Source organism: Saccharopolyspora sp. MMCC62 (genome assembly GCF_057736575.1).
Genome location: NZ_JBYKCM010000014.1, coordinates 48,213 through 72,358 on the forward strand (window position 1 = coordinate 48,213; position 24,146 = coordinate 72,358).

The window sequence follows — 24,146 nt, forward strand, 5'->3', positions numbered from 1 at the left end:
GCCGACCGCGATCACCCGCTAGGGTGCTGTGGGCTCGTCCCGCTCCTGCTGCGAGGGACGGGTGGCGGAACCTCGACGGCCTTCCCGCTGCGGGATCGATCTCTCGACCGGCTCCGCCACCCGTGACATCGCGTCCTCGCGGGAGGACCGCTGAGAACCCGCGGCGGTGTCGGCCGAGCCGGTGGTCGCTGCTCGACGGCTCCGCCGCCGACAAGACGAAGACGCGGCGCGAGCCAGTGCTCGCCACATCACCGAGGAGGGTCGGCTGTTGTCATCAGGAGCGGTCGAGGCCAGCGGAACACCCGAACCCGCCGGGGCGGTGCGCGTGCCCGGCCCGGACGAGCGGACTTCGCGGGTCGCGGTGCGCGCCGACCTGCTGCCCGCGCTGAGCGCGCTGTCCCTGGTGGCGCTGCTCGGGATGCCGCTGGGCTGGGTGTGGTCCCGGCTCGCGCCGCCGCAGGCGAGCCTGCTCGGCCGCAGCGGGACGCCGGTGCCCGCGCAGATCGTGGAGAGCTACCACGAGTTCGACGCGCTGGCGTTGTTCCTGCTGCTGTCCTTCGCGACCGGCATCGTCACCGCGGCCGTGCTGTGGACGTTCCGCAGGCGGCGCGGGCCGGTGCTGCTGGTCGCCGCGGCGCTCGGCTCGCTCGTCTCGGCGTGGCTGGCGATGCGGATGGGGTCGACGTTCGCGGGCGAGCTGTACCCGTGGCCCGCCGACCTGGGCTACGGCTCCGCGCTCACCGTTCCGCCCGCGGTGGGCACCTCGTGGGCCGTGCTGGTGCAGCCGTTCGGGCTGGCGCTCGGCTACGGCCTGGCGGCGTCCTGGAACGGCTTCGACGACCTGGGCCGCCGCAGCTGATCGACGTCCGCCCCGCTGGAGGCCGATCGGGTCAGCCCGCGGGCCGCACCGAGGCCGTGATGCGGTCGAGCACGTCGGGGGTCACCGCGTCCGGCACCTCCTGGTCCGCGGCCGCGACGTGCACCACCGCGGTCCCGCCGGAGCCGTCGGTGGTGAGCACGTTGACCACCGCGCTCGGCGAGCCGCACGCCGCGGGCGCGGGGAACACGGTGGCGACCACCTTGTGCCCGGGGAGCCCGCCGGGCAGCACCGCCGGCTGCGGCGGCGTGAGCTCGATCCGGGCGTCGGCGCCGTAGGCGAGCTCCGAGAACCGGCGGGCCATGTCGGTGGCGATCGCCGCCGCGTCCGGGCCGCGCCGCGCGGTGGCACCGGCGAGCCCGCGGAAGCTGCCGCTGCGGTCCGGGCAGTAGCCGTGCTGGTAGAGCGCGACTCCGCTCACGGTCACCGGGTCGTCCTCGGTCTCCCCGAACCCGACCAGGCTGCCGGGCGACTGCAGCTCCCAGCCCGGCGGCACGTCGTAGGCGGCGTTCCGCTTCGGCACCGGCACCGCCTGCCAGCCCGGTTCCAGCGGTTCGGGCGGCGGCCCGGCCGAGGTGGGCGCGGACGTGCCGGGCGCCGTCGCGGCGGAGGTCTCCGGTGCGGTTGAAGTGGGGGCGGGCGCCGACCCGGCCCGCGCGTCGTCGTCCCCGCCGGAGCCGCCGAAGACGACCGCGGTGACCACCACGACCAGCACCACGGCCACCGCCGCGCACAGCGCGATCAGCGGACCGCGGTTCCGCCGCGGCGGGGACGGCGGTGGCGGGGGCGGCAGCGGTGCGACCGGCGGTGGCGCGGCCGGTTCCTGCGGGCGGTCGAACGTGCCGAAGCCCTGGTAGCGCATGCCGCCCTGGTACGGCGGCCCGCCCTGCTGCCCGGGCTGCGCCCCCCAGCTACCGCGACCGCCCCAGGGCTCGCCGTTCTCCGGGTTCCCCGGCCCACCAGGTGATGACATGGGCGAGATCCTAGCGAGCGGCCGCGAGCGCCCGGGCGGTGTTGCGCGGAGCGGTCAGTTCACGCTGGTCTGCTCGGCGAATTCGGCGAGCGGCGCCGGGACGGCCCGCAGTTCCCGCAGGAACTGCGCCTCCCGCGCGAGCAGCCGCCGCACCAGCCGCAGCCGGGCCAGCGGATCGGTCTCGGCGAGCAGCGCCTGGCGGTCGTCGGTGCTGAGCACGCAGTCCTCCGCCAGCGCGTAGGACAGCTCGCCCGGTTCGAGGTCGGCGGCCGCGGGTTCGTAGTGGTCGCCGCGCAATCCGGTGCCGTGGTAGCGCTCGTGCGCTTCGCGGGCGGCCTCGTCGAGCCGGTCGACCAGCCGCGGGTCCTCGTCGGGTTCGTCGTCGGGGAGCCATTCCACCCGGGCCATCAGGTAGGGCGCGGCCTCCCGGTCGATCTGCAGCAGCCGGAACCGGTGCCCGCCTTCCGCGGTGATGTCGTAGCGGCCCTGCGGCAGCTGCTGCACCTGCTGCAGCCGCGCGGAGCACCCCACGTCGTACATCGAGTCGACGTTGTCGTCGCCGACCTCCCAGCCCTGCCGGATGCCGACGACGCCGAAGCGGCGGTCCGGGACGACCTCGTTGACCAGGTCGAGGACCAGTTGCCGGTAGCGCGCTTCGAACACGTGCAGCGGCAGGTCGGCGCCGGGGAGCAGCACGGTGCTCAGCGGGAAGAGCGGGAGCGTGTCGGTCACGACCGCCAACCTACGTCCCCGCCCCGCGGATCTGCCACCGTCCGACCGCCCCTGGTGAACGGCCGGTTCGGCGGACCGGGCCGGTCACTTCGCGGGCGGGCGGAAGACGGCGAACGGGTCGGTGATCTCCAGGTCCGGCTGGGTGAACCGGAACAGCGCGGCCGGTCGGCCCCCGGACGGCCCGGCGGGCACGGTGCTGCCGGTGGGGTGCAGCGCGCCGCGGCGGGTGAGGACGCGCTGCAGGTTGGTGGCCGCGACCTCGTAGCCGAGCGCGGCGGAGTAGATCCGGCGCAGTTCGGAGACGGTGAACTCGGCCGGGGCCAGCGCGAACCCGATGTTGGTGTAGGAGAGCTTGGCGCGCAGCCGGTCGCGTGCGGCGCGGGTGATCCGCTCGTGGTCGAAGGCGGTGGCGGGGAGTTCGTCGACCGGGTGCCACGCGGTGTCGCCGGGGACTTCCGGGTCGACGTCGGCGGGCACCAGCCCGAGGAACGCGGTCGCGACGGTGCGCTGACCCGGGACGCGCGCGGGGTCGCTGAACACGGAGAGCTGCTCGACGTGGCTGAGCTTGTGCACGTCGACCTTCTCCGCGAGCTGACGGCGGATGGAGGTCTCCACGTCCTCGTCCGAGCGGAGCCTGCCGCCGGGCAGCGACCAGCGGTGCCGGTGCGGTTCCCTGGCGCGCTGCCACAGCAGCACGTGGAGCCGTCCGCGCTGCGCGCGCAGCACTCCGGCGAGCACTTCGTGAGCGGTATCTCCTTCGTCCGCATGACCTGCGGTGTTACGATGAGGCACGTTTTCGATTATAAGGCGAAAACCGCTCGGGGAGCGAACGGGGGGCGCGCGATGCGGCGCGCACCGCCGGTGAGGAGGAGAAATGGTGGTCGCCGACCAGCTCGCGCCGTACGCGGGAGTCGACCCGGATCAGGCGTGGGCGCGGGAGATCCGCAGGCTCGCCGACGAGCGCGGCGCCGTGCTGCTCGCGCACAACTACCAGCTGCCCGCGATCCAGGACATCGCCGACCACACCGGGGATTCCCTGGCGCTGAGCCGGATCGCCGCCGACAGCGAGGCCTCGACCATCGTGTTCTGCGGCGTGCACTTCATGGCCGAGACCGCGAAGATCCTCAGCCCCGGCAAGAAGGTCCTCATCCCGGACGAGCGCGCCGGCTGCTCGCTCGCCGACTCGATCACGGCCGACCAGCTGCGCGAGTGGAAGGCCGAGCACCCCGGTGCCGTCGTGGTCTCGTACGTCAACACCACCGCCGAGGTGAAGGCGGAGACCGACATCTGCTGCACCTCCTCGAACGCGGTCGACGTGGTGCGCTCCATCCCCGCGGACACCGAGGTGCTGTTCTGCCCCGACCAGTTCCTCGGCGCGCACGTCCGCCGCGAGACCGGGCGGGAGAACCTGCACGTGTGGGCGGGGGAGTGCCACGTGCACGCGGGCATCAACGGTGCCGAGCTCGCCGACCGCGCGGCCGCGAACCCGGACGCCGACCTGTTCATCCACCCGGAGTGCGGCTGCGCGACCTCCGCGCTGTACCTGGCGGGGGAGGGCACGCTGCCGCCGGAGCGGGTCAAGATCCTCTCCACCGGCGGGATGCTGGACGCCGCGCGCGGCACCGGCGCCGAGTCGGTGCTCGTGGCCACCGAGGTCGGGATGCTGCACCAGCTGCGCCGCGCCGCCCCCGAGATCGACTTCCGGGCGGTGAACGACCGCGCCTCCTGCCGCTACATGAAGATGATCACCCCGGCGGCGCTGCTGCGCTGCCTGCGCGAGGAGGCCGACGAGGTGCACGTGCCCGCCGACGTCGCCGACCGGGCCCGCGCCTCGGTGCAGCGGATGATCGGCATCGGCAAGCCCGGAGGCGGCGAATGACCTGGGAGGCCCGCGCCGACCTCGTCGTCGTCGGCACCGGGGTCGCCGGGCTCACCGCCGCGCTGCGCGCCCGCGAGTTGGGCCTGCGCACCCTCGTGATCACCAAGGACGCCGCGGCGGCGGGCAACACCGGCTGGGCGCAGGGCGGGGTCGCGGTGGTGCGGCCCGACGAGCACGACGCGGACGACAGCGTGCGGCGCCACGTCACCGACACGCTCACCGCGGGCGCCGGGCTCTGCGACGAGCACGCGGTGCGGGAGATCCTCGCCGACGGCGCGGCCGCGGTGGCGCGGCTGCGCGCGGCGGGTGCGCGGTTCGACGGCGCGGACGGGGAGCTGGCCCGCACCCGCGAAGGCGGGCACACCGCGTTCCGCGTGATCCACGCGGGCGGGGACGCCACCGGCGCCGAGGTGCAGCGGGCGCTGTCCGAGGCCGTCGGCTCCGGCGGGATCCCCGTGCTGGAGCGGCACTGCGCGGCGGAACCGGTCCGCGGCGACGGCGGCACCCTCGCCGGTGTCCTCGCGCTCGACCCGCACGGCAATCCCGGAGTGGTGCGCGCCCCCGCCGTGCTGCTCGCCACCGGCGGCCTCGGCAGGCTCTACGCGGCCACCACGAACCCGGAGGTGGCCACCGCGGACGGGATCGCGTTCGCGCTGCGGGCCGGGGCCACCGCGGCCGACCTGGAATTCGTCCAGTTCCACCCGACGGCGCTGCACGTGCCCGGCGCCAGCGGCAGGCGGCCGCTGGTCACCGAGGCGGTGCGGGGTGAGGGCGCGGTGCTGCTGGACGTCCGCGGCGACCGGATCATGGCCGGGGTGCACCCGCTGGCCGACCTGGCGCCGCGGGACGTGGTCTCCGCGGAGCTCGACCGCCGCATCGCCGAGACCGGCGCCGAGTGCGCGTACCTGGACGCCACCGGCATCCCGGAGTTCGCCGCCCGGTTCCCCACCGTCTTCGCGTCCTGCCGCGCCGCCGGGGTCGACCCGCGGCGCGAGCCGATCCCGGTGACCAGCGCCGCGCACTACTCCTGCGGCGGCGTGGTGACCGATGTGGACGGTCGGACCGGGGTGGCCGGGCTGTACGCGGCCGGGGAGGTGGCGCGCACCGGCCTGCACGGGGCGAACCGGCTCGCGTCGAACAGCCTGCTCGAAGGCCTGGTCGTGGGGGCCAGGGCGGCCGAGGCGGTGGCCCGCGACCTGCGCGGTGGCCTGATCGAGGCCCGCAGACCGGTGCTGCCGCCGGTGCCCGCGGCGGCCGTCGTGGACCGCGAGCTGCTGCAGCGCACCATGACCGCGCACGCCGGGATCGGCCGCACCGCCGAGGGCCTGGCCACGGCCAGGGAGGTGCTCGACAAGGCGGGCGTCGTCCGTCCACTTCGGACTCGGGAGGCGGTGGAGGACGCGTCCCTGGCGCTCACCGCCCAGGCGCTGCTCGCCGCCGCCGAGGCCCGCACCGAATCCCGCGGCAGCCATCGGAGGCGGGACCACCCGGCGCGCGACGACGTACGCTGGCGGCGCAGCGTCGCGCTGCGCCTGGACGTGTCCGGCTGGTTGTTCCGCACCGACCGAGAACCCCCGAGGAGCGTGGCATGACCCTGTCCGAGGTGACCACCGGCCACCTGCGCGCCGCCGGGCTCGACCCGCAGGAGATCCGCTCCCTGGTGCGGGCCGCGCTCGCCGAAGACCTGCGCTACGGGCTCGACGTCACCACCGAGGCCACCGTGCTCGTCGACGCCATCGCGGAAGCCGCCTTCCGGGCGCGCCCCGCCGGGGTCGTCGCGGGCATCCCCGTGGCCCGCGCGGTGCTCGACGAGGTGCTCGGCGCGGACGGCTACAAGGTGCTGCACAGCCGCGGCGACGGCGACATGATCATGCCGGGGGAGAGCGCGCTGAGCGTGCACGCGCCGGTGCGCGGCCTGCTCACCGCCGAGCGCACCGCGCTGAACCTGCTCTGCCACCTCTCCGGCATCGCCACCTCCACCGCCGAATGGGTGCGCGCGGTGGAGGGCACCGGCTGCCGCATCCGGGACAGCCGCAAGACCCTGCCCGGCCTGCGGGTGCTGCAGAAGTACGCGGTGCGCCGCGGCGGCGGGGTGAACCACCGGATGGGCCTCGGCGACGCCATGCTGATCAAGGACAACCACGTGGTGGCCGCCGGATCCGTGGTGGCGGCGCTGCGGGCCTGCCGCGACCACGCGCCGGAGCTCCCGCTGGAAGTCGAAGTGTCCACATTGGAGGAACTCGACGAGGTGCTGGAGGAGGGCGCCGAACTGGTGCTGCTGGACAACTTCACGCCGCAGGACTGCGCCGACGCGGTGCGCCGCACCAAGGAGATCTCGCCCGGCACCGAACTGGAGGCCTCCGGCGGGCTCACCCTCGACGTGGCCCGCACCTACGCCGAGACGGGCGTGCACTTCCTCGCCGTCGGCGCGCTCACCCACTCCTCGCCCGCGCTGGACATCGGCCTCGACATGTGACCGGCCGGGCCGCCCGCCGGGGCGGCCCGGGCCCGATCAGAACCGCCGGTTCGCCAGCACCGGGATGCTGGCCCGCGCCTGCTCGACCGCCGCCGGGTCCAACTCGGCCACCAGCACGTCCGGAGCGTCGCCGAGCTGCGCGTGCACCGTCCCGACCGGGGTGGCGACGGTGCTGAAGCCGATGCCGGTCGGCGCCTTGCCGCTGGGCTCGATCCCCGCGGTGCGCGGATCGGCCTGGCCGCACGCCACCACCCAGGAGGTGCTGTCCAGCGCGCGGGCGCGCACCAGCAGCTCCCACTGCTCGCGCTTGCCGTCGCCCGCACCCCAGGACGCCGCGGTGACGATCACCGACGCGCCCCGGTCGGCCAACGCCGCGTACAGCCCGGGGAAGCGCACGTCGTAGCAGGTCGTCACGCCGACCCCGGTGCCGCCGACGTCGACCACCAGCGGTTCCGCGCCGGGCGCGACCGTGCGCGACTCGGCGAAGCCGAACGCGTCGTAGAGGTGGATCTTGTCGTAGTGCGCGTCCACACCCGGCCCGGTGACCAGCAGCGTGTTCGCCACCCGCCCGTCGTCGGCCGGGGTGAACATGCCCGCGACCACGGTGATCCCGGACTCCGCGGCCAGCCCGCGCACCTCGGTGGCCCACGGGCCGTCGAGGGGTTCCGCGACCGGCCCGAGCGGGATGCCGAAGCAGGCCATGGTGGCCTCCGGGAAGACCGCGAGCTCCGCGCCCGCCTCCGCCGCCCGGCGGACGCCGTCCGCGACCAGCTCCAGGTTCGCCGCCGGATCAGGGGTGGACACGATCTGGCACAGCGCGACGCGCATGGGTTCCGCCTCTCTTCGCCTCTGCCTCGTTGTATACCAGGGATATGCAAGACTGGGACGGCATCGTCCCGCAGCGCAAGGAGCCGCCGTGACCTCGGGCCGCCAGCTCGCCTACGACCACCTCAAGGACACCGTGCTCAGCGACCCCGCGATGCAGGGCAGCTTCGTCAACGAGCAGTCCCTCGCCGACGCCATCGGGGTCTCCCGCACCCCGATCCGGGAGGCCCTGCTGCTGCTCGCCGCCGAAGAACTCGTGCAGCTGGTGCCCAAGCGCGGTGCCTACATCGCGCCCGTCGCCGGGCGGGAGATCCGCGAGCTGTTCGAACTCCGCGGGATGATGGAGCGCTACGCGGCGCAGCGCACCCTCGAACTCGGCACCGTGCCCGTCCAGCAGATGAGCGGCGAACTCGACCGGCAGCGCGAGCTGCGCGCCGCCGAGGACGCCAGGGCGTTCATCGACCTCGACCACCGCTTCCACGCCGCGCTGGTGCGGGCCGTCGGCAACGACATGCTCACCAAGAACTACGACGGGCTGCGGGCTCGCCAGGTCCGCGCGGGCATCGTCGCGCTGTTCTCCGCGCGCAACCGGCGCGAGGCCGTCCTCGACGAGCACGACGCGATCCTCGCCGCGCTCGCCGACGGCGACACCGCGGCCGCGCACGCCGCGATCACCGCGCACCTGGACGCTACGCAGCACGTGCTGCTCGCGGGCTGATCGCCAACCCGGCCAAGGTCACCGCGCAGGTCGCGAACAGGTAGCAGGCAGGCGCGATCCAGCTGTCGAAGTACGCGAACAACGAGGTGAACAGCAGCGGCGCCAGCGCGCCGCCGATCACTCCGGCCAAGGTGTACGCCAGCGAGCAGCCCGTGTAGCGCAACCGGGTGCTGAACTGCTCGGACACGAACGCCGCCTGCGGCCCGTACATCAGCGAGTGCCACAGCAGGCCGACGATCACGCCGAGCACCAGCAGCGGCGCCGAACCGCCACCGATCAGCGGGAAGAAGGCGAACGGCCACACCGCGCCGCCGACGGCGCCGATCGCGTACACCCGCCGCCTGCCCCACCGGTCCGAGAGCCACCCCGCGGCCGGGATCAGCGCCAGCTGGCAGGTCGAACCGAGCATCACGCCGGTGACCGCCCAGCCCTGCGGGAGACCGAGCTCCTTCGTCACGTAGGTCAGCACGAACACGGTGAACAGCGCGTACAGCACGTCCGGGCCGACCCGGGACAGGATCGCGGAGATCAGGGCACGCGGCTCCTCGGTGAACACCTCGCGCAGCGGGGCGGCGGCCTGGTCGCCGGAGCGCTGCAGCTCGCGGAACACCGGCGTCTCCTCCAGCTTCACCCGGATCCACAGCCCGAAGACCACCAGCACCGCCGAGAGCAGGAACGCGACCCGCCAGCCCCAGGCCAGGAACTGCGCCGAGCTGAGCGTCGCGGCCAGCACCGCCAGCACGCCGTTCGCCAGCAGGTTCCCGGCGGGCGGCCCGATCTGGGCGGCCGAGGCCCAGAAGCCGCGCCGCTTCTCGTCGCCGAACTCGCTGGACAGCAGCACGGCGCCGCCCCACTCGCCGCCGATGCCGACGCCCTGGGCGAAGCGCAGCACCACCAGCAGCACGGCGCCCCACGCGCCGACCTGGCCGTGCGTCGGCAGCAGTCCGATGAGCACGGTCGCGATACCGGTGAGCAGCAGCGTCGTGACCAGCACCTGCTTGCGGCCGAGGACGTCGCCGAGCCTGCCGAACACGAAACCGCCCAGCGGCCGGGACAGGTAGCCGACGGCGTAGGTGGAGAACGCGAGCAGCGTGCCCGACAGCGGGTCGTGGCTGGGGAAGAACAGGTCGCCGAACACCAGGGCGGAGGCCACCGAGTAGGCGGCGAAGTCGTACCACTCCAGCGAGGTCCCGGACAGCGCGGCGACGAACGCCTTGACCAGGTCCTTGCGCGGCGGGCGGGTGGGTGCGTCGGGGAGCGCTTGACTCATCGGCGGTCCTTGTCGAGGGGGTTCGTCACATCGGTCGTGCCGTCCGGCGAATTGGTGATACGAACTGTATACAAGAAGTATGCTGATCGGGAGGGTCTGATGTTTCCGCTTCGTTTCGATGTGGCAGGCACGTCCGTCGAGGTGCCCGTCCGCACCCTGCTCAACGCCGGCTACGCCGGGCGCAGCCAGGACGACGTGGCCGCGCACGTCGCCGAACTCGCCGAACTCGGCGTCCCCGCGCCCACCCGCACGCCCTGCCTCTACCCGGTCGCGCCCTACCTGGCCATGCAGATCGGCGAGGTGCCCGCGCAGCACGGCCGCACCTCCGGCGAGGCCGAGTGGGCGCTGATCATCGCCGGGCCGCGCGAGGAGGACGTGCTGCTCACCGTCGCCTGCGACCACACCGACCGGGAGCTGGAGGTGCACGGCGTGGCCTGGAGCAAGCAGGCGGGTCCGGACGTGCTCGGCTCCCGGGCCTGGCGGCTCGTCGACGTCGCCGACCGGATCGACTCGCTCACCCTCACCGCGCACGTCGGCGGCCGGCGCCTCCAGAGCGGCACGCTCGGCGAGCTGCTCACGCCCGCGTACTGGCTGGCCGAACTGCGCGAGCTCGGCCTCGCCGAGCCGGGCACGGTGCTGCTGTCCGGCACCATCCCGATGGACGCCGAGGTCGACCAGTTCGCGGACCCGTGGCGGGTCGAGCTGGCGGATCCGGCGACCGGCGACGTGCTGACCTGCGAGTACACCGTTCGGCAGCTGCCCGCGCCGATCGCCTAGCGCGCCACTCCCGAGCGCGGTCGCACGATCGTGCCCGATCTTCCGGCCGGTCGGCCCGCGTCGGACCGACCGCTCGCGGCAGGTGCCCGCCGGGTGCGGAGGTGACTTGCCCTGCGGGGGGGTCCGCCGTCATGCTCGGCGGCGCCGCCGCGGGTCCGGGGCCGGTGAGCCCGGGGGTTCCGCGGGTGGCCGCTCCCACCGGGCACGTGGTCGGAATGTGATCCGGCCGATGTGGCATCGTGACTCCCTGCAAGTTCACGACGCCCCGTCGTGAACGGTGCCAAGTGCAGCACACGAAGAGGGAGACAGACGTGAGCGACAGCGGCGAGGGCACCACTTTCATGCAGTGGCGCGAGCGGGCGCAGTCCGAGGTCCAGGAGGAGCGGCCGCAGCTGCGCGCCGTGCTGATCACGGCCGGTGTCGTGGTCCTGGTCGGCATCCTCGTGGGCGTCGTCGTGCTCCTGCTGTCCTGATCGTTCGTCCGGGCGTTTCGGGGGCGCTCGGATGATCGGAGTCGGCGTGGGCGCGGTTCCCGGAACCCGCCCGCCTGCCCCGGTGCGCGGGAGGCCGTCGGTCTCGTCCGCCTCCCGATCCCGGTGCTCCCGATCCCGACGACTTGAGAATTCTCGGCGGGTGCGGCTGATTCCCGCTGGATACAGCACGATCAAGTGATGACGAACCCGTGTTCGAGTCGGAACACTGGGTGTCATGGAATCCACGATCTCGCCGTCGGTGGTCAGCCGCGGCCACCGCTTCCACCGGTCCGCAGCGCGACGGCGCTCGTCCTCGACGTCCGGACTCCGCGCGTCCGGTTCCGCCGCCTTCCGGGCCGCCGCCTTCCGGGCCGCCGCGTTCCGGTGCACCGCGCTCCTGTCCGTCGGGTTCCGGGCTGTGGTGCTCCGAACTGCGGTGCTCCGGGCTGCGGCGTTCCGGGCTGCGGCGTTCCGATCCGCGGCGCACCGGCACGGCGCCGTGCGGCTCGTGCCGCGCGCACCGGAACGCGCCGGACCGGACCGGACGAGCGGAGGTGGCGGTCGCCCGCCGCCCGGATCACGGCCGTGCCGACGGCTTCACGCCCACCGCGGACCAGCCGCTGCCGACGGCGGCGCGGACCCCCGCGGCCACCGGGGCGTCGGGGCGCCAGTCGACCACCGGCACCACGCCCGGCGGGACCAGCGCCCATCCGGACAGCAGCGTTCCGGCCTGTTCGGCCGGGCGCAGGCTCAGCGGCGTCGGCGTCCGGTCGTAGATGCGCAGCCCCTCCACCACCTGCGTCGAGGTCAACCCGGCTCCGGAGGCGTGGCTGACCGCCAGCACGCTGCCCGGAGCGCAGACGTCCCGGTACGCCGCGAGCACCTCGGCCGGACCGGCCTCGTCCGGGACGAAGTGCAGCACCGACAGGGCCAGCACCGCGACCGGCTCACCCAGGTCCAGCAGCCGCCGCACGCCGGGGGCGGCGAGCACGTCCGCCGGGTGCGCCAGGTCGGCCTGCGTGACGGTCACCCGCGGTTCCCCGTGCAGCAGCCTGCGTGCGTGCGCGACGGCCACCGGCTCGTGGTCGACGTAGGCGATCGCCGCGTCCGGGTCGCCCTGGTGCGCGATCTCGTGCACGTTGCCGACCGTCGGAATCCCCGACCCCAGGTCGAGGAACTGGCGGATGCCGCGCTCCACGCAGAACCGCACGACGCGGCGCAGGAAGGCCCGGTTCTCGCGGACCCCGACCCGGGTCTCCGGGAGCAGCTCCAGCTGCTTGCGGGCGGCTCCCCGGTCGGCGGGGAAGTTCTGCGTCCCGCCGAGGAAGAAGTCGTACATGCGTGCGGCGTTCGGCCGCTGCAGGTCGAGGGTGCCGTGGATGTCGGCCAGCTCCCCGACGCGTTCGTCCTCGATGATCGCGAACCCCTTCCCGGCCGGGCCGGTGGTCGCGCGCGCACCGATCGGCCCCTCGAACGGGGAGAGCCCGGACACCCGACGGGCATCCGGGCTCTCCAGCACCGCGCGAACCTCGGCTCAGGCGCCGGCTTCGCGGAGCGCGATGTCCACCGCACCGTCGTTGCGGGCGGTCTCGCGCTCGATCACGTCACCCGGCGGGTAGAACCCGTCGAGGCCACCGTCGGAGGGGTACATCTCCAGGGTGAACGCGAGGATCTTGTGCTTGCCCCACATCCAGTCGAGGCTGTCGCCGTCGGTGGCGTAGAGGTCGCTGGACTGCTGCGGGGTGTACCCGTTCGTCTCGGCCATCTCGGTGCCGACCTTCTCGAACCGGTCGTGCTCGGCCTGCGTCATCCCCTCGGTCACGTCGTCCTGGGTGTGCCCGAACGGCCAGAGCACGAGCTCCGAGAAGGTGTGGAAGTCGATCGCCGACTTGATCTGCTGCTCGCCGCCGACCACGCGGGAGTCGATGAAATCGGCCAGCGCCTTCGTCTCCGGGGCGGAGAACGCCTCGGTGCCGCGGTAGGTCTCGTCCTGCGGGTCGTCGCTGGCGCCGCCGCAGCAGCCCCACTTGTAACCCCAGTTGCGGTTCAGGTCGGTGCCGGCGTCCTGCCGGTTCTTCCGCCAGCCCTGGTACTCGCCCGACTCCACGTCGTAGGTGGAACCGTCGACGTTCACCGAGGGGACGATCCACACCTCGCGGGTGTCGACGTTCTCCTTGACCGCGGGGTCGTCGGCGTAGCCGTCGGTGAGCCGGTTCGCGATCTGCAGGCACATCTCGGTGGTGAGGTGCTCGCGCGCGTGCTGGTTGCAGTCGAACAGGACCTCCGGCTCGTCCTCGTCCTCCGCGACGTTGCCGCTGACCTTGAGCAGCGGGATGTCCCGGCCCTCGAAGCTCGTGCCGAGGCTGGACTTCGCGGCGATGTCCGGGTGGTCGGCGACGATCTGGTCGAGCTCGGCGACCATCTCGTCGTAGTTGTGGTACGCCTCGTCCCCGGGCGGGAAGTCCCGCGGAGTCGCCTTCTGCTGCAGGTCGAAGCCCTGCGCGCGCAGCTGCTCCGCCTGCGCCGCGGTGGCCTCCACCGTCGCCACGCCGTCCTTCGCACCGAGCACCTGGGCTCCGGAGGCGTTGATGTCGGTCCGGATCCGGCTGTCGGTGTTCGGTACCGAATACACCCCGCCCGCCGCGGCCGCAGCGGGCGCGGGCTCGGTCCGGGGTGCGGCGACGCTCGCCTGGACGGGAAGGAGCAGTGCCAGGGATGCGGTGGCCGCCACCGCCGTTGCTCTGCGCCGTGCGCTGGACATCGGGCCTCCCGATCGATCACGGATGGTGATCAAGAGAGCGTCCCCGAGTCACGCTCGGTTGGCAACCCACTTACGTCGGAAGCGGCGGATCACCGTTTACCGTTCGCGCGCGGACGCGCGTCGGACGCCGCCGAACAGGGCGATTACCCTGGTGACCGAGCTAGTAGCCCACATCCGTCCGCACTGAAAGGACGCCCATGCTCACCCGTACCGACCTGCGCGGTCGTGTTCCGTCCACCGCCGAGCTGCGCGCCACGCTGCCGCGCGCCGACACGGACGTGGAGCACGTGCTGCACCAGGTGCGGCCGGTGATCGAGGCGGTCCGCGACCGCGGTGCCGACGCGGTGCTGGAGTACGCCGAGAAGTTCGACCGGGTGCGGCCCGAGCAGGTGCGGGTGCCCGCCGCCGAGCTGGTCGGCGCGCTGGAGCGGCTCGACCCGGCGGTGCGCGAAGCCCTGCAGGAATCCATCGACCGCGCACGCCGCGTGCACGGCGACCAGCGGCGCACCGACGTCACCACCGAGGTGGTGCCGGGTGGCACCGTCACCGAGCGCTGGGTGCCGGTCGCCCGGGTCGGGCTGTACGCGCCGGGCGGCCTCGCCGTGTACCCGTCGAGCGTCGTGATGAACGTGGTGCCCGCGCAGGCGGCCGGGGTCGAATCGCTGGTGGTGTGCTCGCCGCCGCAGGCCGAGTTCGGCGGGCTGCCGCACCCCACGATCCTCGCGGCGGCCGCGCTGCTCGAGGTCGACGAGGTGTGGGCGGTCGGCGGTGCCCAGGCGGTCGCGCTGCTCGCCTACGGCGGGCAGGACACCGACGGCGCCGAACTGCTGCCCGCGGACCTGGTGACCGGACCTGGCAACGTGTTCGTCACCGCGGCGAAGCGGCACCTGCGCAGCGTCATCGGCATCGACGCGGAGGCCGGGCCGACCGAGATCGCGGTGCTGGCCGACGACACCGCCGACCCGGTGCACGTGGCCGCCGACCTGATCAGCCAGGCCGAGCACGACCCGCTGGCGGCGAGCGTGCTGGTCACGACCTCGCCGGAACTGGCCGACGCGGTGGACGCGGAACTGGACCGCCAGGTGCCGCTGACCAAGCACACCGAGCGGATCCGCACCGCGCTCACCGGCGAGCAGTCCGGCTGCGTGCTGGTCGGCACCGTCGGTGACGGCCTCACCGTCGTCGACGCCTACGCCGCCGAGCACCTGGAGATCCAGACCGCCGACGCGGACGCCGTCGCCGCGCGGGTGCGCAACGCGGGCGCGATCTTCGTCGGGCCGCACGCGCCGGTGTCGCTCGGCGACTACTGCGCGGGCTCGAACCACGTGCTGCCCACCGGCGGCTGCGCGCGGCACTCCTCCGGGCTGAGCGTGCAGAGCTTCCTGCGCGGCATCCACGTCATCTCCTACGACGAGCAGGCGTTGCGGGAGGTGGCGGGGAAGGTCGTCGCGCTCGCCGACGCCGAGGACCTGCCCGCGCACGGGCAGGCCGTCACGGCCCGCTTCCCGTCCGGACTCGACCGCTGACCCACACCTCGAAGAGAGAACCATGAGCGACGTGCTCGGCGCCGACGTGGCGCTGACCGACCTTCCGCTGCGCGAGGACCTGCGCGGCCGCAGCCCCTACGGCGCCCCGCAGCTGGACGTGCCGGTGCGGCTGAACACCAACGAGAACCCCTACCCGCCGCCGCCCGAACTCGTGGCCGACGTGGCCGAGGCGGTCCGCGAAGCGGCCGAGTCGCTGCACCGCTACCCGGACCGGGACGCGGTGGCGCTGCGGGAGGACCTGGCCGCGTACCTCAGCGGCGCCACCGGCGTCGCCGTCTCGCACCGCAACGTCTGGGCCGCGAACGGGTCCAACGAGGTGCTGCAGCAGGTGCTGCAGGCGTTCGGCGGGCCGGGGCGCAGCGCCCTGGGCTTCGAACCGTCGTACTCGATGCACCCGATCCTGTCCGCGGGCACCCGCACCGACTGGCTGCCCGCGCCCCGCCGCGCCGACTTCAGCCTGGACGGGGCGCAGGCGGCGGCGATCGTGGCCGAGCGCCGCCCGGACGTGGTGTTCGTGACCAGCCCGAACAACCCGACCGGCCAGGTGGTCCCGCAGCAGGACCTGCGCGCGGTGCTCGACGCCGCTCCGGGGATCGTGGTGGTCGACGAGGCCTACATCGAGTTCTGCACCGAACCGAGCGCGATCGAGCTGATCGACGACTACCCGGCGAAGATCATCGTCAGCCGCACCATGAGCAAGGCGTTCGCGTTCGCCGGCGGCAGGCTCGGCTACCTCGCCGCCGCCCCCGCGATGATCGACGCGCTGCTGCTGGTGCGGCTGCCGTACCACCTGTCGGCGCCGACCCAGGCCGCCGCCCGCGCCGCGCTGCGGCACGCGAAGGCGACCCTCGGCTCGGTGCGGGCGCTGGCCGACGAGCGCGACCGCGTCGTGGCGCGGCTGGGCGAACTCGGCTTCAGCCCCGTGCACAGCGACGCGAACTTCGTGCTGTTCGGCCGGTTCACCGACGCGCACGCGGCGTGGCAGCGCTACCTGGACGCCGGAGTGCTGATCCGCGACGTCGGCATCGCCGGACACCTGCGGGTCACCATCGGCACCCCCGAGGAGAACGACGCGTTCCTGGCCTCGAGCAAGGGCCTGATGGACGCGGTGAACGAGGAGAACACGCGATGACGGCGACCGAGGCGGCGTTCGCGCCGGGCACCCGCACCGGCAAGGTGGAGCGCACCACCAAGGAATCCTCCGTGCTGGTCGAGCTGGACCTCGACGGCACCGGGCAGGTCGACATCGACACCACGGTGCCGTTCTACGACCACATGCTCACCGCGCTGGGCACGCACGCCGCGTTCGACCTGACGGTGAAGGCGTCCGGCGACATCGACATCGACGCCCACCACACCGTCGAGGACACGGCGATCGTGCTCGGGCAGGCCTTGCGCCAGGCGCTCGGCGACAAGAAGGGCATCCGCCGCTTCGGCGACGCCTGGATCCCGATGGACGAGACCCTGGCGCACGCCGCCGTGGACGTCTCCGGCCGCTCGTACTGCGTGCTGACCGGGGAGCCCGAGCAGTACAACAGCTTCACCATCGGCGGGAACTACCCGTTCGTGCTGAACCGGCACGTGTTCGAGTCGCTGGCGTTCCACTCGCAGATCAACCTGCACGTGCGGGTGATCCACGGCCGGGACCCGCACCACATCGCCGAAGCCCAGTACAAGGCGATCGCCCGCGCGCTGCGCGCCGCCGTGGAACCCGACCCGCGGTTCGCCGGCGTGGTCCCGTCCACGAAGGGTGCGCTGTAAATGCAGGCGCTCGGCCCGATCGTGCTGCTGGCCGTCGCCGGCTTCCTCGTCGGCGGCGTCGCCGCGACCTGGAAGACCGCCCGACTGGCGGCGGTGGTCCTCGGCGTGCTGGCGGTGCTGGCGGGGGCGGGTGGGATCGCCTGGTTGCTGTGACGGGGATGTGAACAGCAACCAGGCGAAGATCGTTGTCCCCCTCGGGTTGCTTCGGGGGTTAGGTGGCGGAACCTCAGCGGCTTCCTCGCTGCGGGATCGATTTCTCGAGTGGCTCCGCCACACGTGAAATCGCTGTCCTCGCGAGGAAGCCGCTGAGAACCCGCGGCGGTGCCGGTGTCTTGGGTGGTCGTCGGCTCAGCGGCTTCGCCGTTGACGGGACGGGACCGGATCGATGGCGCCGCGGGGTTCTGGTTCTCGCTCAGGCGTGCAGCGGGTGGTTTTGGAAGAACTTCCAGATCAGGGGGGTTGCTTCGATGACCGTCGGGTCGTCGGAGTCCGGGTTGGACGAGCGGCTCGGCCAGTCGTGCCCGAGCTCGTCGATGCGGTAGTGCACCAGCGCGCCGCGGTCCGCGCAGCCCCTCCAGCGCTGCTTCGTGACCAGGTCCTGCGGCTCGTCGGTGACCGGGTCGGGGGAGCACCCGTCGCGCTCCGCCCACCCGTCGAGCCAATCCGGGATGGCGGGCAGGCCCTTCTCCGGATTCCCGTCGTAGGGGATCGTGTCGTCCGCGGTGCCGTGGAACGAGATCATCGGCACCGGCGCGGACGGCGAGCACTCCCCGCTCTGCGGGTAGTAGGCCCCGGCGACCGGCGCGAACGCGGCGATGCGGTCGCCCAGGCGGCAGGCCAGCACGTTGGTGAAGCCACCGCCGTTCGACTTCCCGGCCGCGTACACCCGGTCGGTGTCCACGCAGAAGTCGTCCTCGACGCGGTCCAGCAGATCCCGGGTGAACTGCACGTCATCGGCGTCCGCCGAATACGGCGCGCCCTCCCACGCGGTCCCGCCGTCGGTGCCGACCAGGCCCTGCGGGTAGACGGCGATCGCGTCCACCTCGGAGAACTTCGACAGCCGCTCCTGGTACTCGGCGGTGCGGTTGTGGCCGTGGAAGGACAGCACCACCGGAGTGGCCCGGTCCCCGTCGTAGCTCTCCGGCACGTGCACGAGGAATTCCCGCGTCCGGCCACCGGAGGTGAGTTCCCGGTGCTCGGTGGTGCCCGGCTCGATCTCGGGACCGCCGCCGCAGCCGCCGCGCGGGGCGGGCCGCTCCGGGGCGGCCAGGGCCGGTGCGCCGGTGGCGGCGACCACGCCGAGGGCGATCAGCAGGCTCAGCACTGCTCTGTGCATCATCGACTCCTGTCTCGGCGCGGTCGCCGCTCGCGGCCGCGCGAACCTCACTTGGCAGCGACGGGTTCCTTGCCGGAATCGCCGTCGGCCGACGAGGATTCTTCCTCGTCGAGGAAGCTCTGCTCGTTGAACGGGTCCTCCTTGGCGAACACCCGCCGCATCTGCTCGCGGTCGATCTCCTGGGTCCAGGAGCCGATGATGACCGTGGCGATCGCGTTGCCCGCGAAGTTGGTGAGCGCGCGGGCCTCGGACATGAACCGGTCGATGCCGACGATGAGGCCGACGCCGTCCACGAGCTCCGGCCGGTGCGACTGGAGGCCACCGGCGAGGGTGGCGAGCCCGGCGCCGCTGACGCCCGCGGCGCCCTTCGACGCGATGATCATGAACACGAGCAGCGAGATCTGCTCGCCGAGCGCCAACGGCTCACCCATCGCGGAGGCGATGAACAGCGAGGCCATCGTCAGGTAGATCGCGGTGCCGTCGAGGTTGAACGAGTACCCGGTGGGCACGGTGATGCCGACGACGGGCTTGCTGACGCCGAGGTGCTCCATCTTCGCGATCAGCCGCGGCAGCGCCGCCTCCGACGAGGACGTCGACAGGATCAGCAGGAACTCGCGACCGAGGTAGCCGAGCAGCTTGAACACGCTGACCCGGGCGAACGCCCACAGCAGCGGCCCGAGCACCAGGAAGATGAACAGCAGGCAGGTGGTGTAGAAGCCGGCCATGATGATGCCGAGGCCCTTGAGCGCGTCGACCCCGGTGGCGCCGACGACGGCGGCGATGGCGCCGAACGCGCCGATCGGGGCCACCCACATCACCATCGCGAGGATCTTGAACACGAGCCGCTGGATGTGCTCGATGCCGCGCAGGATCGGCGTGCCCTTGTCACCGAGGGCCTGCAGCGCGAACCCGGCGAGCAGCGCCACCAGCAGCGTCTGCAGCACTTCGCCTTCGGTGAGGGCGGAGACCAGGGTGTTCGGGATGATGCCGATGAGGAACCCGGACAGGCCTTCGGCTTCGCCCGGCGCCTGCTCGCTGCCGCTGGCGCGCAGCTCTTCGGTGAGCTGGAGGCCCTCACCCGGGTGCAGCACGTTGCCGACGAGCAGCCCGACGACGAGCGCGACGAACGACATCACGAGGAAGTAGCCCAGTGCCAGGCCGCCGACCTTGCCGACCTTCGCGGCCTGCCGCACGCCGCCGACGCCCAGCACGATGGTGCAGAAGATGACCGGCGAGATCATCATCTTGATCAGGTTGACGAACCCGGTGCCCAGCGGTTTCAGTGCGGTGGCGAAGTCGGGGAACGCGAATCCGACGGCGATGCCGAGCAGGACCGCGACGATGACGAAGATGTACAGGAAGTGGGTGCGGTCCCGCTTCTTCGGCGGTGCACCGGCGGCCTCGGGTGCAGCGTCTTTGCTTGCCACGGGTCAACTCCTACGGGAAGTACCGATCACTCGGGTCGGCGCTCACTCATTCGGTCGTGTCTCAGGTCACGAGTATGTCGGGGGAGACTATCGGACTCACCGGTGGTGACCGTCACGGTTGTGTTCATTGAGTTCATGCGGGAGCAACAACAACGTCATGTCGTATTTCCGGCGGATCGGGCGGACCAGCCTCGCGGCCCGGTTGTTCGTGCTGCAAGTGGTCGTGGTGGCGGTGGTCGTGCTCAGCGGGGTGGCGCTCGGCTACCTGGCGGCGGAGCAGCGCACCGAGGAGGCCGCGGCGGACGAGGTCGCGGCGGTGGCGCACACGCTGGCCGTCGATCCCGGCGTGCTGGCGGCGGCGATCGGCGCCGACCCGCCGCGGATCCTGCAGCCGCGGGCGGAGCGGGTCCGGGCGGCGACGGGCGTCGGGTTCATCACGATCATGGACCCGTCGGGGATGCGCTACACGCACCCGAACCCGGACCTGATCGGCAAGCGGTTCGTCGGCAACATCGGCGCCGCCCAGCACGGCAGGTCGCTCACCGAGACCTACGAGGGCACCCTCGGCCCGTCGGTGCGGGTGGTGGTCCCGGTGCTCGACGAGTCGGGCCGGGTGCGGGCGCTGGTGTCAGTGGGCATCACGGTGCGGGTGCTCACCGCCGAGCTGAGCGGGCAGCTGCTGGTGCTGGCCGGGGTGGGTGCGGTGGCGCTGCTGTTCGGCGGCGCCGGCGGATACCTGGTGTCGCGGCGGTTGCGCAGGCACACGCACGGCCTGACCCCGGCGGAGCTGAGCCGGATGTACGAGTACCACGACGCGATCCTGCACGCGGTCCGCGAAGGCCTGCTGCTGGTGGCGCCCTCCGGAGCGGTGACGCTGTGCAACGATGGGGCGGCGGTGCTGCTGGGGGTGGACCAAGAGGTGGCGGAGCGGGCGCGCTTCGCGGACCTGGGGTTCCCGGAGCCGCTGGTGGAGGCGCTCGCGGAGCGGGAACCGGTGCGCGACGAGGTGCACGTGACCGAGGACCGGGTGCTGCTGGTGAACGTCTCCGCGGTGTGCAGCGGTGACCGCGACCTGGGCAGCGTGGTGACGTTGCGCGATCACACCGAGTTGCAGGCGCTGACGGGGGAACTGGATTCGATGCGCGGGTTCTCCGAGTCGCTGCGCTCGCAGGCGCACGAGTCGGCGAACCGGCTGCACGCGGTGGTGTCGCTGATCGAACTGGGCCGGGTCGAGGAGGCGGTGGCGTTCGCGACCGCGGAGCTGGAGCTGGCGCAGCAGCTGACGGATCGCGTGGTGGAAGCGGTCGGCGAGCCGGTGCTGGCGGCGGTGCTGCTCGGCAAGAGCGCGGAGGCGCGGGAGCGGGGCGTGGAGGTGGTGCTGTCCGAGGACAGCGCGGTCGACGACCGGGCACTGGGCCGGGTGGGCTCCCGCGACCTGGTGACGATCCTGGGGAATCTGATCGACAACGCGGTGGAGGCGACCTTCGAGGTGCCCGCGCCGCGGGTCGAGGTGAGCATCCGCTCCGGTGCGGAGGAGCTGTCCATCGTGGTGTCGGACAACGGGCCCGGGGTCGATCCGGCGGTGGCCGGGCAGGTGTTCGAGCGGGGCTGGTCGACGAAGCGCCCGGGCCGCGGCCTGGGCTTGGCACTGGTGGGCCGCAGCGCGCGGCGCTACGGCGGGTCGGTGCGGGTCGGCGCGGGCCCGGGCGGCCGGTTCGAGGTGCGGATCCCGCTGGCCGAGGTGCGCTCGTGATCTCGGTGCTGGTGGTGGAGGACGACCCGGTGGCGGGCGAGGCGCACGAGCTCTACGTGTCCAGGGTGGACGGTTTCGAGGTGGCCGGGCGCGCCCGCACCGGGCAGGAGGCGCTGCGGTTCCTGGAGCACACCCAGGTGGACCTGGTGCTGCTGGACCTGCGGCTGCCGGACATGGACGGGCTGGCGGTGGCGCGGGCGCTGCGCAACACGGGCAGCAACGCGGACGTGATCGCGGTGACCTCGGCGCGGGACCTGCGGGTGGTGCGCGCGTCGGTGGCCAGCGGCGTGGTGCAGTACCTGCTGAAACCGTTCACGTTCGCGGCGATGCGGGAGAAGCTGGAGCACTACGCCCGGTTCCGGCAGAGCCTCGGGCACGACCGGGAGGCCAGCGGGCAGAGCGAGATCGACCGGGCGTTCTCCACCCTGCGCGGGGTGGACCGCGCGTCGCTGCCGAAGGGCATGGGGGAGGAGACGCTGGCCGCGGTGGTCTCGGCGCTGCGCGCGCACCGGGAGGGCGCGGCCGCGGGCGCGGTGGGCGAGCTGGCGGGGGTGTCGCGGGTGACGGCGCGCCGCTACCTGGAGTACTTGGTGGACAACGGGATGGCGGGCCGCGAGCCGCGCTACGGCGGGGTGGGGCGCCCGGAGATGTTCTACCGCTGGGTCGAGAACTCCGGCTAGGGGGAACTCCGGTCAGGAGGACCGGTCCGCGGACGGCTTGAGCAGCGGCGAGCCGGGGCCTTGGGCGGCCATCTGGTCCTCGGCGTTGTTCAGCGCGCAGGTGCGCAGCGACAGGCAGCCGCAGCCGATGCACCCGCTGAGCCGGTCGCGCAGCCGTTGCAGCCCGTCGATGCGCGCGTCGAGCTCGTCCCGCCAGGAGCGGGACAGCCGCGTCCAGTCGGCCTTGGTGGGCGCGTGGTCGGTGGGCAGCGTCGCGAGCGCGTCGGAGATCTGCTCCAAGCTGAGCCCCACGCGTTGGGCGGCGCGGATGAACGCGAGCCTGCGCAGCACGGGCCGTCCGTAGCGGCGCTGGTTGCCGCCGGTGCGGGTGGAGGCGATCAGGCCGCGTTGCTCGTAGAAGCGCAGCGCGGTCTGGGCGACTCCGCTGCGGTGCGCGACTTCGCCGATGGTGAGCAGGGAGGGCAGTGCCGACATGCCCCCAACGTAGCCGCGAACTTCGCGTTAGGTCGAACTTCCGCCCGCGGTCGTGGCCTCCGGGATGAGCGCGCCGTAGCTGAGCAGGCGTCCGGCGGCGCGCAGCGCGATCTCCAGCTCGAACCGGGCCTGCGGGTCGGTGAGCGCGTCGCCGAAGAGGTCTTCGAGCTGGTGCAGGCGGTAGCGCACCGTCTGCGGGTGCACCTGTAGCCGGTGCGCGACCTCGGGGGCGCCGCCGCGGGTCTGCAGCCAGGCCAGCAGGGTATCGGCGAGCCGGATCTGCTGCTTCGGCTTGAGCCGGTCGAGCGGGGCGAGGCGGGTGTGCACGATCTGCCGGGTCAGGGTCTCGTCGCTGAGCAGCAGCAGGTGCGTGAGGTGGTCCTCGCAGTGCAGCACGGGCCGGTCCGGCACGAGTCCGGCGTGCGAGAGGTCGAGGAGCTCGCGCGCCCACCGCAGCGCGTGCGGTGCCCGGTGCAGCTCGACCCGGGGTCCGAGCGCGACCCGCCAGCCCGCGAGCTGCTGCTCCCACGGCGGTTCGCCGGTGGCGTCCGCGGGGTGCGGCACCAGCAGGTGCGGGTGGTCGCCGTCGAGGTCGCCGAGCGCGTCCCAGCCGCCGAGCGGTGCGCTGCGGGGTTCCGCTCCGCCGGTGCGTTCGAGCGCGGCGACGACGAGGGTGTCCGGCAGCGTCCAGTGGGCGGCCTCGGCGGCTTCGGCGAGGATGCGGCGCGGTGGCTGCGGATCGGTGAGCAGCAGTTCCAGCAGTCGACGCCTGCGCCGGGCCCGGGTGCCCGCGGCGCGGGCCTGCGCTTCGGCGAACCCTTCGACGGAGAGCGCGGCGAGCTCGTCGATGTGCGCGTAGATCGCTTCGCCGAGCAGCAGCATGGTGCGGGGCGCGATGCGGGCGCGTTCGCCGATGCGGGCGGTGCGCCGCCAGGCGAGGCGGGCGCCGAGCCGGTAGGCCGCCTGCAGGCTGTCGAGGCTGCGGCCTTCGTGCATTTCGGCCTTGCCGAGCGCCCGGTGCACTTCGGCGCAGCGTTCCTGCGGTGCGGTGGGGTCGGCGATCTGGTCGACGAACTGGCTGAGCGCTTCGTCGACACCGCGTTGGATGGCGCGCACGTACTGCTCGTCCATCGGCCGCGCGTATTCGGGGATTCGGAGCTGGATCTCGGTGCGGATCTGGGTGGCGAGGCTGCTCAGCTCGGGTCGCAGGACGGGGGCGAGTTCGCTGGGCAGCGCCGCCCACAGGTCCGGTGTGCCGGTGCGGGCCACCCTCGTCGGCATGGGCTCCTTCTCCTGTCGGGTGGGCGCCGGATCGGTTCCGGAAGTGCCACCGGGAAAGTTACTACTAGAGAGTAGGGACTTTAATGAGCGGTTCCGCTCGACCCCAACCGGCAATTCGGGTGAATA

General features: G+C 73.0%; 24 protein-coding genes. 13 read left to right on the forward strand and 11 right to left on the reverse strand.

Features of this window, described 5'->3' with window-relative positions:
- The first annotated feature begins 268 nt into the window (after positions 1–268).
- Complete coding sequence (locus AC29IT_RS26140) at positions 269–859, forward strand: DUF2567 domain-containing protein (protein WP_358436070.1); 591 nt, start codon at positions 269–271, stop codon at positions 857–859.
- Between the two features lie 31 nt (positions 860–890).
- Here AC29IT_RS26140 and AC29IT_RS26145 read toward each other — a convergent pair whose 3' ends face one another.
- From AC29IT_RS26145 to AC29IT_RS26155, 3 genes are all read right to left on the reverse strand, one after another.
- Complete coding sequence (locus AC29IT_RS26145) at positions 891–1,850, reverse strand: DUF8017 domain-containing protein (RefSeq protein ID WP_488220433.1); 960 nt, start codon at positions 1,848–1,850, stop codon at positions 891–893.
- A 54-nt stretch (positions 1,851–1,904) separates the two neighbouring features.
- Entirely contained in the window at positions 1,905–2,582 is a 678-nt protein-coding gene (locus AC29IT_RS26150; RefSeq protein ID WP_358436075.1) for an LON peptidase substrate-binding domain-containing protein, read from the reverse strand.
- Positions 2,583–2,666: 84 nt separating this feature from the next.
- Complete coding sequence (locus tag AC29IT_RS26155; RefSeq protein WP_358436208.1) at positions 2,667–3,320, reverse strand: NUDIX hydrolase; 654 nt, start codon at positions 3,318–3,320, stop codon at positions 2,667–2,669.
- Between the two features lie 136 nt (positions 3,321–3,456).
- Here AC29IT_RS26155 and nadA point away from each other — a divergent pair, with 136 nt between their 5' ends.
- Genes nadA through nadC form a run of 3 tightly spaced genes read left to right on the forward strand, consistent with a single transcriptional unit; the run spans position 3,457 to position 6,937 of the window.
- Positions 3,457–4,461, forward strand: coding sequence for a quinolinate synthase NadA (gene nadA / locus AC29IT_RS26160; protein ID WP_358436078.1), 1,005 nt, complete (start codon positions 3,457–3,459; stop codon positions 4,459–4,461).
- Complete coding sequence (locus AC29IT_RS26165; RefSeq protein WP_488220434.1) at positions 4,458–6,053, forward strand: L-aspartate oxidase; 1,596 nt, start codon at positions 4,458–4,460, stop codon at positions 6,051–6,053. Before nadA ends, AC29IT_RS26165 begins: the two co-directional genes overlap by 4 nt.
- Positions 6,050–6,937: a carboxylating nicotinate-nucleotide diphosphorylase gene (nadC, locus tag AC29IT_RS26170; protein WP_488220435.1), complete on the forward strand. Its 888-nt coding sequence runs from the start codon at positions 6,050–6,052 to the stop codon at positions 6,935–6,937. The genes AC29IT_RS26165 and nadC overlap by 4 nt, the downstream gene beginning before the upstream one ends.
- A 36-nt stretch (positions 6,938–6,973) precedes the next feature.
- Here the strand turns inward: nadC and AC29IT_RS26175 are convergent, their stop codons facing one another.
- Positions 6,974–7,765 carry a carbon-nitrogen hydrolase family protein gene (locus AC29IT_RS26175; RefSeq protein WP_488220436.1) on the reverse strand — a complete coding sequence of 264 codons (792 nt, stop codon included), beginning with the start codon at positions 7,763–7,765 and terminating at the stop codon, positions 6,974–6,976.
- 88 nt (positions 7,766–7,853) lie between these two features.
- Between AC29IT_RS26175 and AC29IT_RS26180 the strand changes: the two genes are divergently transcribed.
- Entirely contained in the window at positions 7,854–8,480 is a 627-nt protein-coding gene (locus AC29IT_RS26180; RefSeq protein WP_358436089.1) for a GntR family transcriptional regulator, read from the forward strand.
- Here AC29IT_RS26180 and AC29IT_RS26185 read toward each other — a convergent pair.
- Positions 8,452–9,750: an MFS transporter gene (locus AC29IT_RS26185; RefSeq protein ID WP_358436092.1), complete on the reverse strand. Its 1,299-nt coding sequence runs from the start codon at positions 9,748–9,750 to the stop codon at positions 8,452–8,454. The genes AC29IT_RS26180 and AC29IT_RS26185 overlap by 29 nt on opposite strands.
- A 99-nt stretch (positions 9,751–9,849) precedes the next feature.
- Here AC29IT_RS26185 and AC29IT_RS26190 point away from each other — a divergent pair, with 99 nt between their 5' ends.
- Positions 9,850–10,527: a DUF2848 domain-containing protein gene (locus tag AC29IT_RS26190; protein WP_488220437.1), complete on the forward strand. Its 678-nt coding sequence runs from the start codon at positions 9,850–9,852 to the stop codon at positions 10,525–10,527.
- Between the two features lie 311 nt (positions 10,528–10,838).
- Entirely contained in the window at positions 10,839–11,000 is a 162-nt protein-coding gene (locus AC29IT_RS26195) for a hypothetical protein (RefSeq protein ID WP_358436098.1), read from the forward strand.
- Between the two features lie 577 nt (positions 11,001–11,577).
- On the opposite strand, the gene AC29IT_RS26200 is transcribed toward AC29IT_RS26195, so the two are convergent.
- Entirely contained in the window at positions 11,578–12,519 is a 942-nt protein-coding gene (locus tag AC29IT_RS26200) for an SAM-dependent methyltransferase (RefSeq protein WP_488220438.1), read from the reverse strand.
- Between the two features lie 15 nt (positions 12,520–12,534).
- Positions 12,535–13,761: a M14 family metallopeptidase gene (locus tag AC29IT_RS26205; protein WP_358436104.1), complete on the reverse strand. Its 1,227-nt coding sequence runs from the start codon at positions 13,759–13,761 to the stop codon at positions 12,535–12,537.
- A gap of 197 nt (positions 13,762–13,958) precedes the next feature.
- Here AC29IT_RS26205 and hisD point away from each other — a divergent pair, with 197 nt between their 5' ends.
- The 4 genes from hisD to AC29IT_RS26225 are packed head-to-tail and all read left to right on the forward strand — an operon-like array spanning position 13,959 to position 17,222.
- Positions 13,959–15,287: a histidinol dehydrogenase gene (gene hisD / locus AC29IT_RS26210; RefSeq protein ID WP_488220439.1), complete on the forward strand. Its 1,329-nt coding sequence runs from the start codon at positions 13,959–13,961 to the stop codon at positions 15,285–15,287.
- 22 nt (positions 15,288–15,309) lie between these two features.
- Positions 15,310–16,440: a histidinol-phosphate transaminase gene (locus AC29IT_RS26215; RefSeq protein ID WP_488220440.1), complete on the forward strand. Its 1,131-nt coding sequence runs from the start codon at positions 15,310–15,312 to the stop codon at positions 16,438–16,440.
- Positions 16,437–17,069: an imidazoleglycerol-phosphate dehydratase HisB gene (hisB, locus tag AC29IT_RS26220; protein ID WP_224959578.1), complete on the forward strand. Its 633-nt coding sequence runs from the start codon at positions 16,437–16,439 to the stop codon at positions 17,067–17,069. Before AC29IT_RS26215 ends, hisB begins: the two co-directional genes overlap by 4 nt.
- Positions 17,070–17,222 carry a hypothetical protein gene (locus AC29IT_RS26225; protein WP_358436116.1) on the forward strand — a complete coding sequence of 51 codons (153 nt, stop codon included), beginning with the start codon at positions 17,070–17,072 and terminating at the stop codon, positions 17,220–17,222.
- Between the two features lie 259 nt (positions 17,223–17,481).
- On the opposite strand, the gene AC29IT_RS26230 is transcribed toward AC29IT_RS26225, so the two are convergent.
- Complete coding sequence (locus AC29IT_RS26230) at positions 17,482–18,405, reverse strand: CE1 family esterase (RefSeq protein WP_488220441.1); 924 nt, start codon at positions 18,403–18,405, stop codon at positions 17,482–17,484.
- A 47-nt stretch (positions 18,406–18,452) separates the two neighbouring features.
- Positions 18,453–19,832 (reverse strand): cation:dicarboxylate symporter family transporter, encoded by a 1,380-nt coding sequence (locus tag AC29IT_RS26235; RefSeq protein ID WP_358436121.1) that lies wholly within the window; start codon positions 19,830–19,832, stop codon positions 18,453–18,455.
- Positions 19,833–19,989: 157 nt separating this feature from the next.
- Here AC29IT_RS26235 and AC29IT_RS26240 point away from each other — a divergent pair, with 157 nt between their 5' ends.
- Together AC29IT_RS26240 and AC29IT_RS26245 are read left to right on the forward strand one after the other, a co-directional pair.
- Positions 19,990–21,585: a sensor histidine kinase gene (locus tag AC29IT_RS26240; RefSeq protein WP_488220442.1), complete on the forward strand. Its 1,596-nt coding sequence runs from the start codon at positions 19,990–19,992 to the stop codon at positions 21,583–21,585.
- Positions 21,582–22,265 carry a response regulator gene (locus tag AC29IT_RS26245; protein WP_488220443.1) on the forward strand — a complete coding sequence of 228 codons (684 nt, stop codon included), beginning with the start codon at positions 21,582–21,584 and terminating at the stop codon, positions 22,263–22,265. The genes AC29IT_RS26240 and AC29IT_RS26245 overlap by 4 nt, the downstream gene beginning before the upstream one ends.
- A gap of 12 nt (positions 22,266–22,277) precedes the next feature.
- Here AC29IT_RS26245 and soxR read toward each other — a convergent pair whose 3' ends face one another.
- On the reverse strand, positions 22,278–22,739 hold the full coding sequence (gene soxR / locus AC29IT_RS26250; protein ID WP_488220444.1) for a redox-sensitive transcriptional activator SoxR: 462 nt from the start codon (positions 22,737–22,739) through the stop codon (positions 22,278–22,280).
- Positions 22,740–22,766: 27 nt separating this feature from the next.
- The gene (locus AC29IT_RS26255; RefSeq protein WP_488220445.1) at positions 22,767–24,020 is read right to left on the reverse strand and encodes a PucR-like N-terminal domain-containing protein; all 1,254 of its coding nucleotides are present in this window, start codon (positions 24,018–24,020) and stop codon (positions 22,767–22,769) included.
- Between the last annotated feature and the right edge of the window lie 126 nt (positions 24,021–24,146).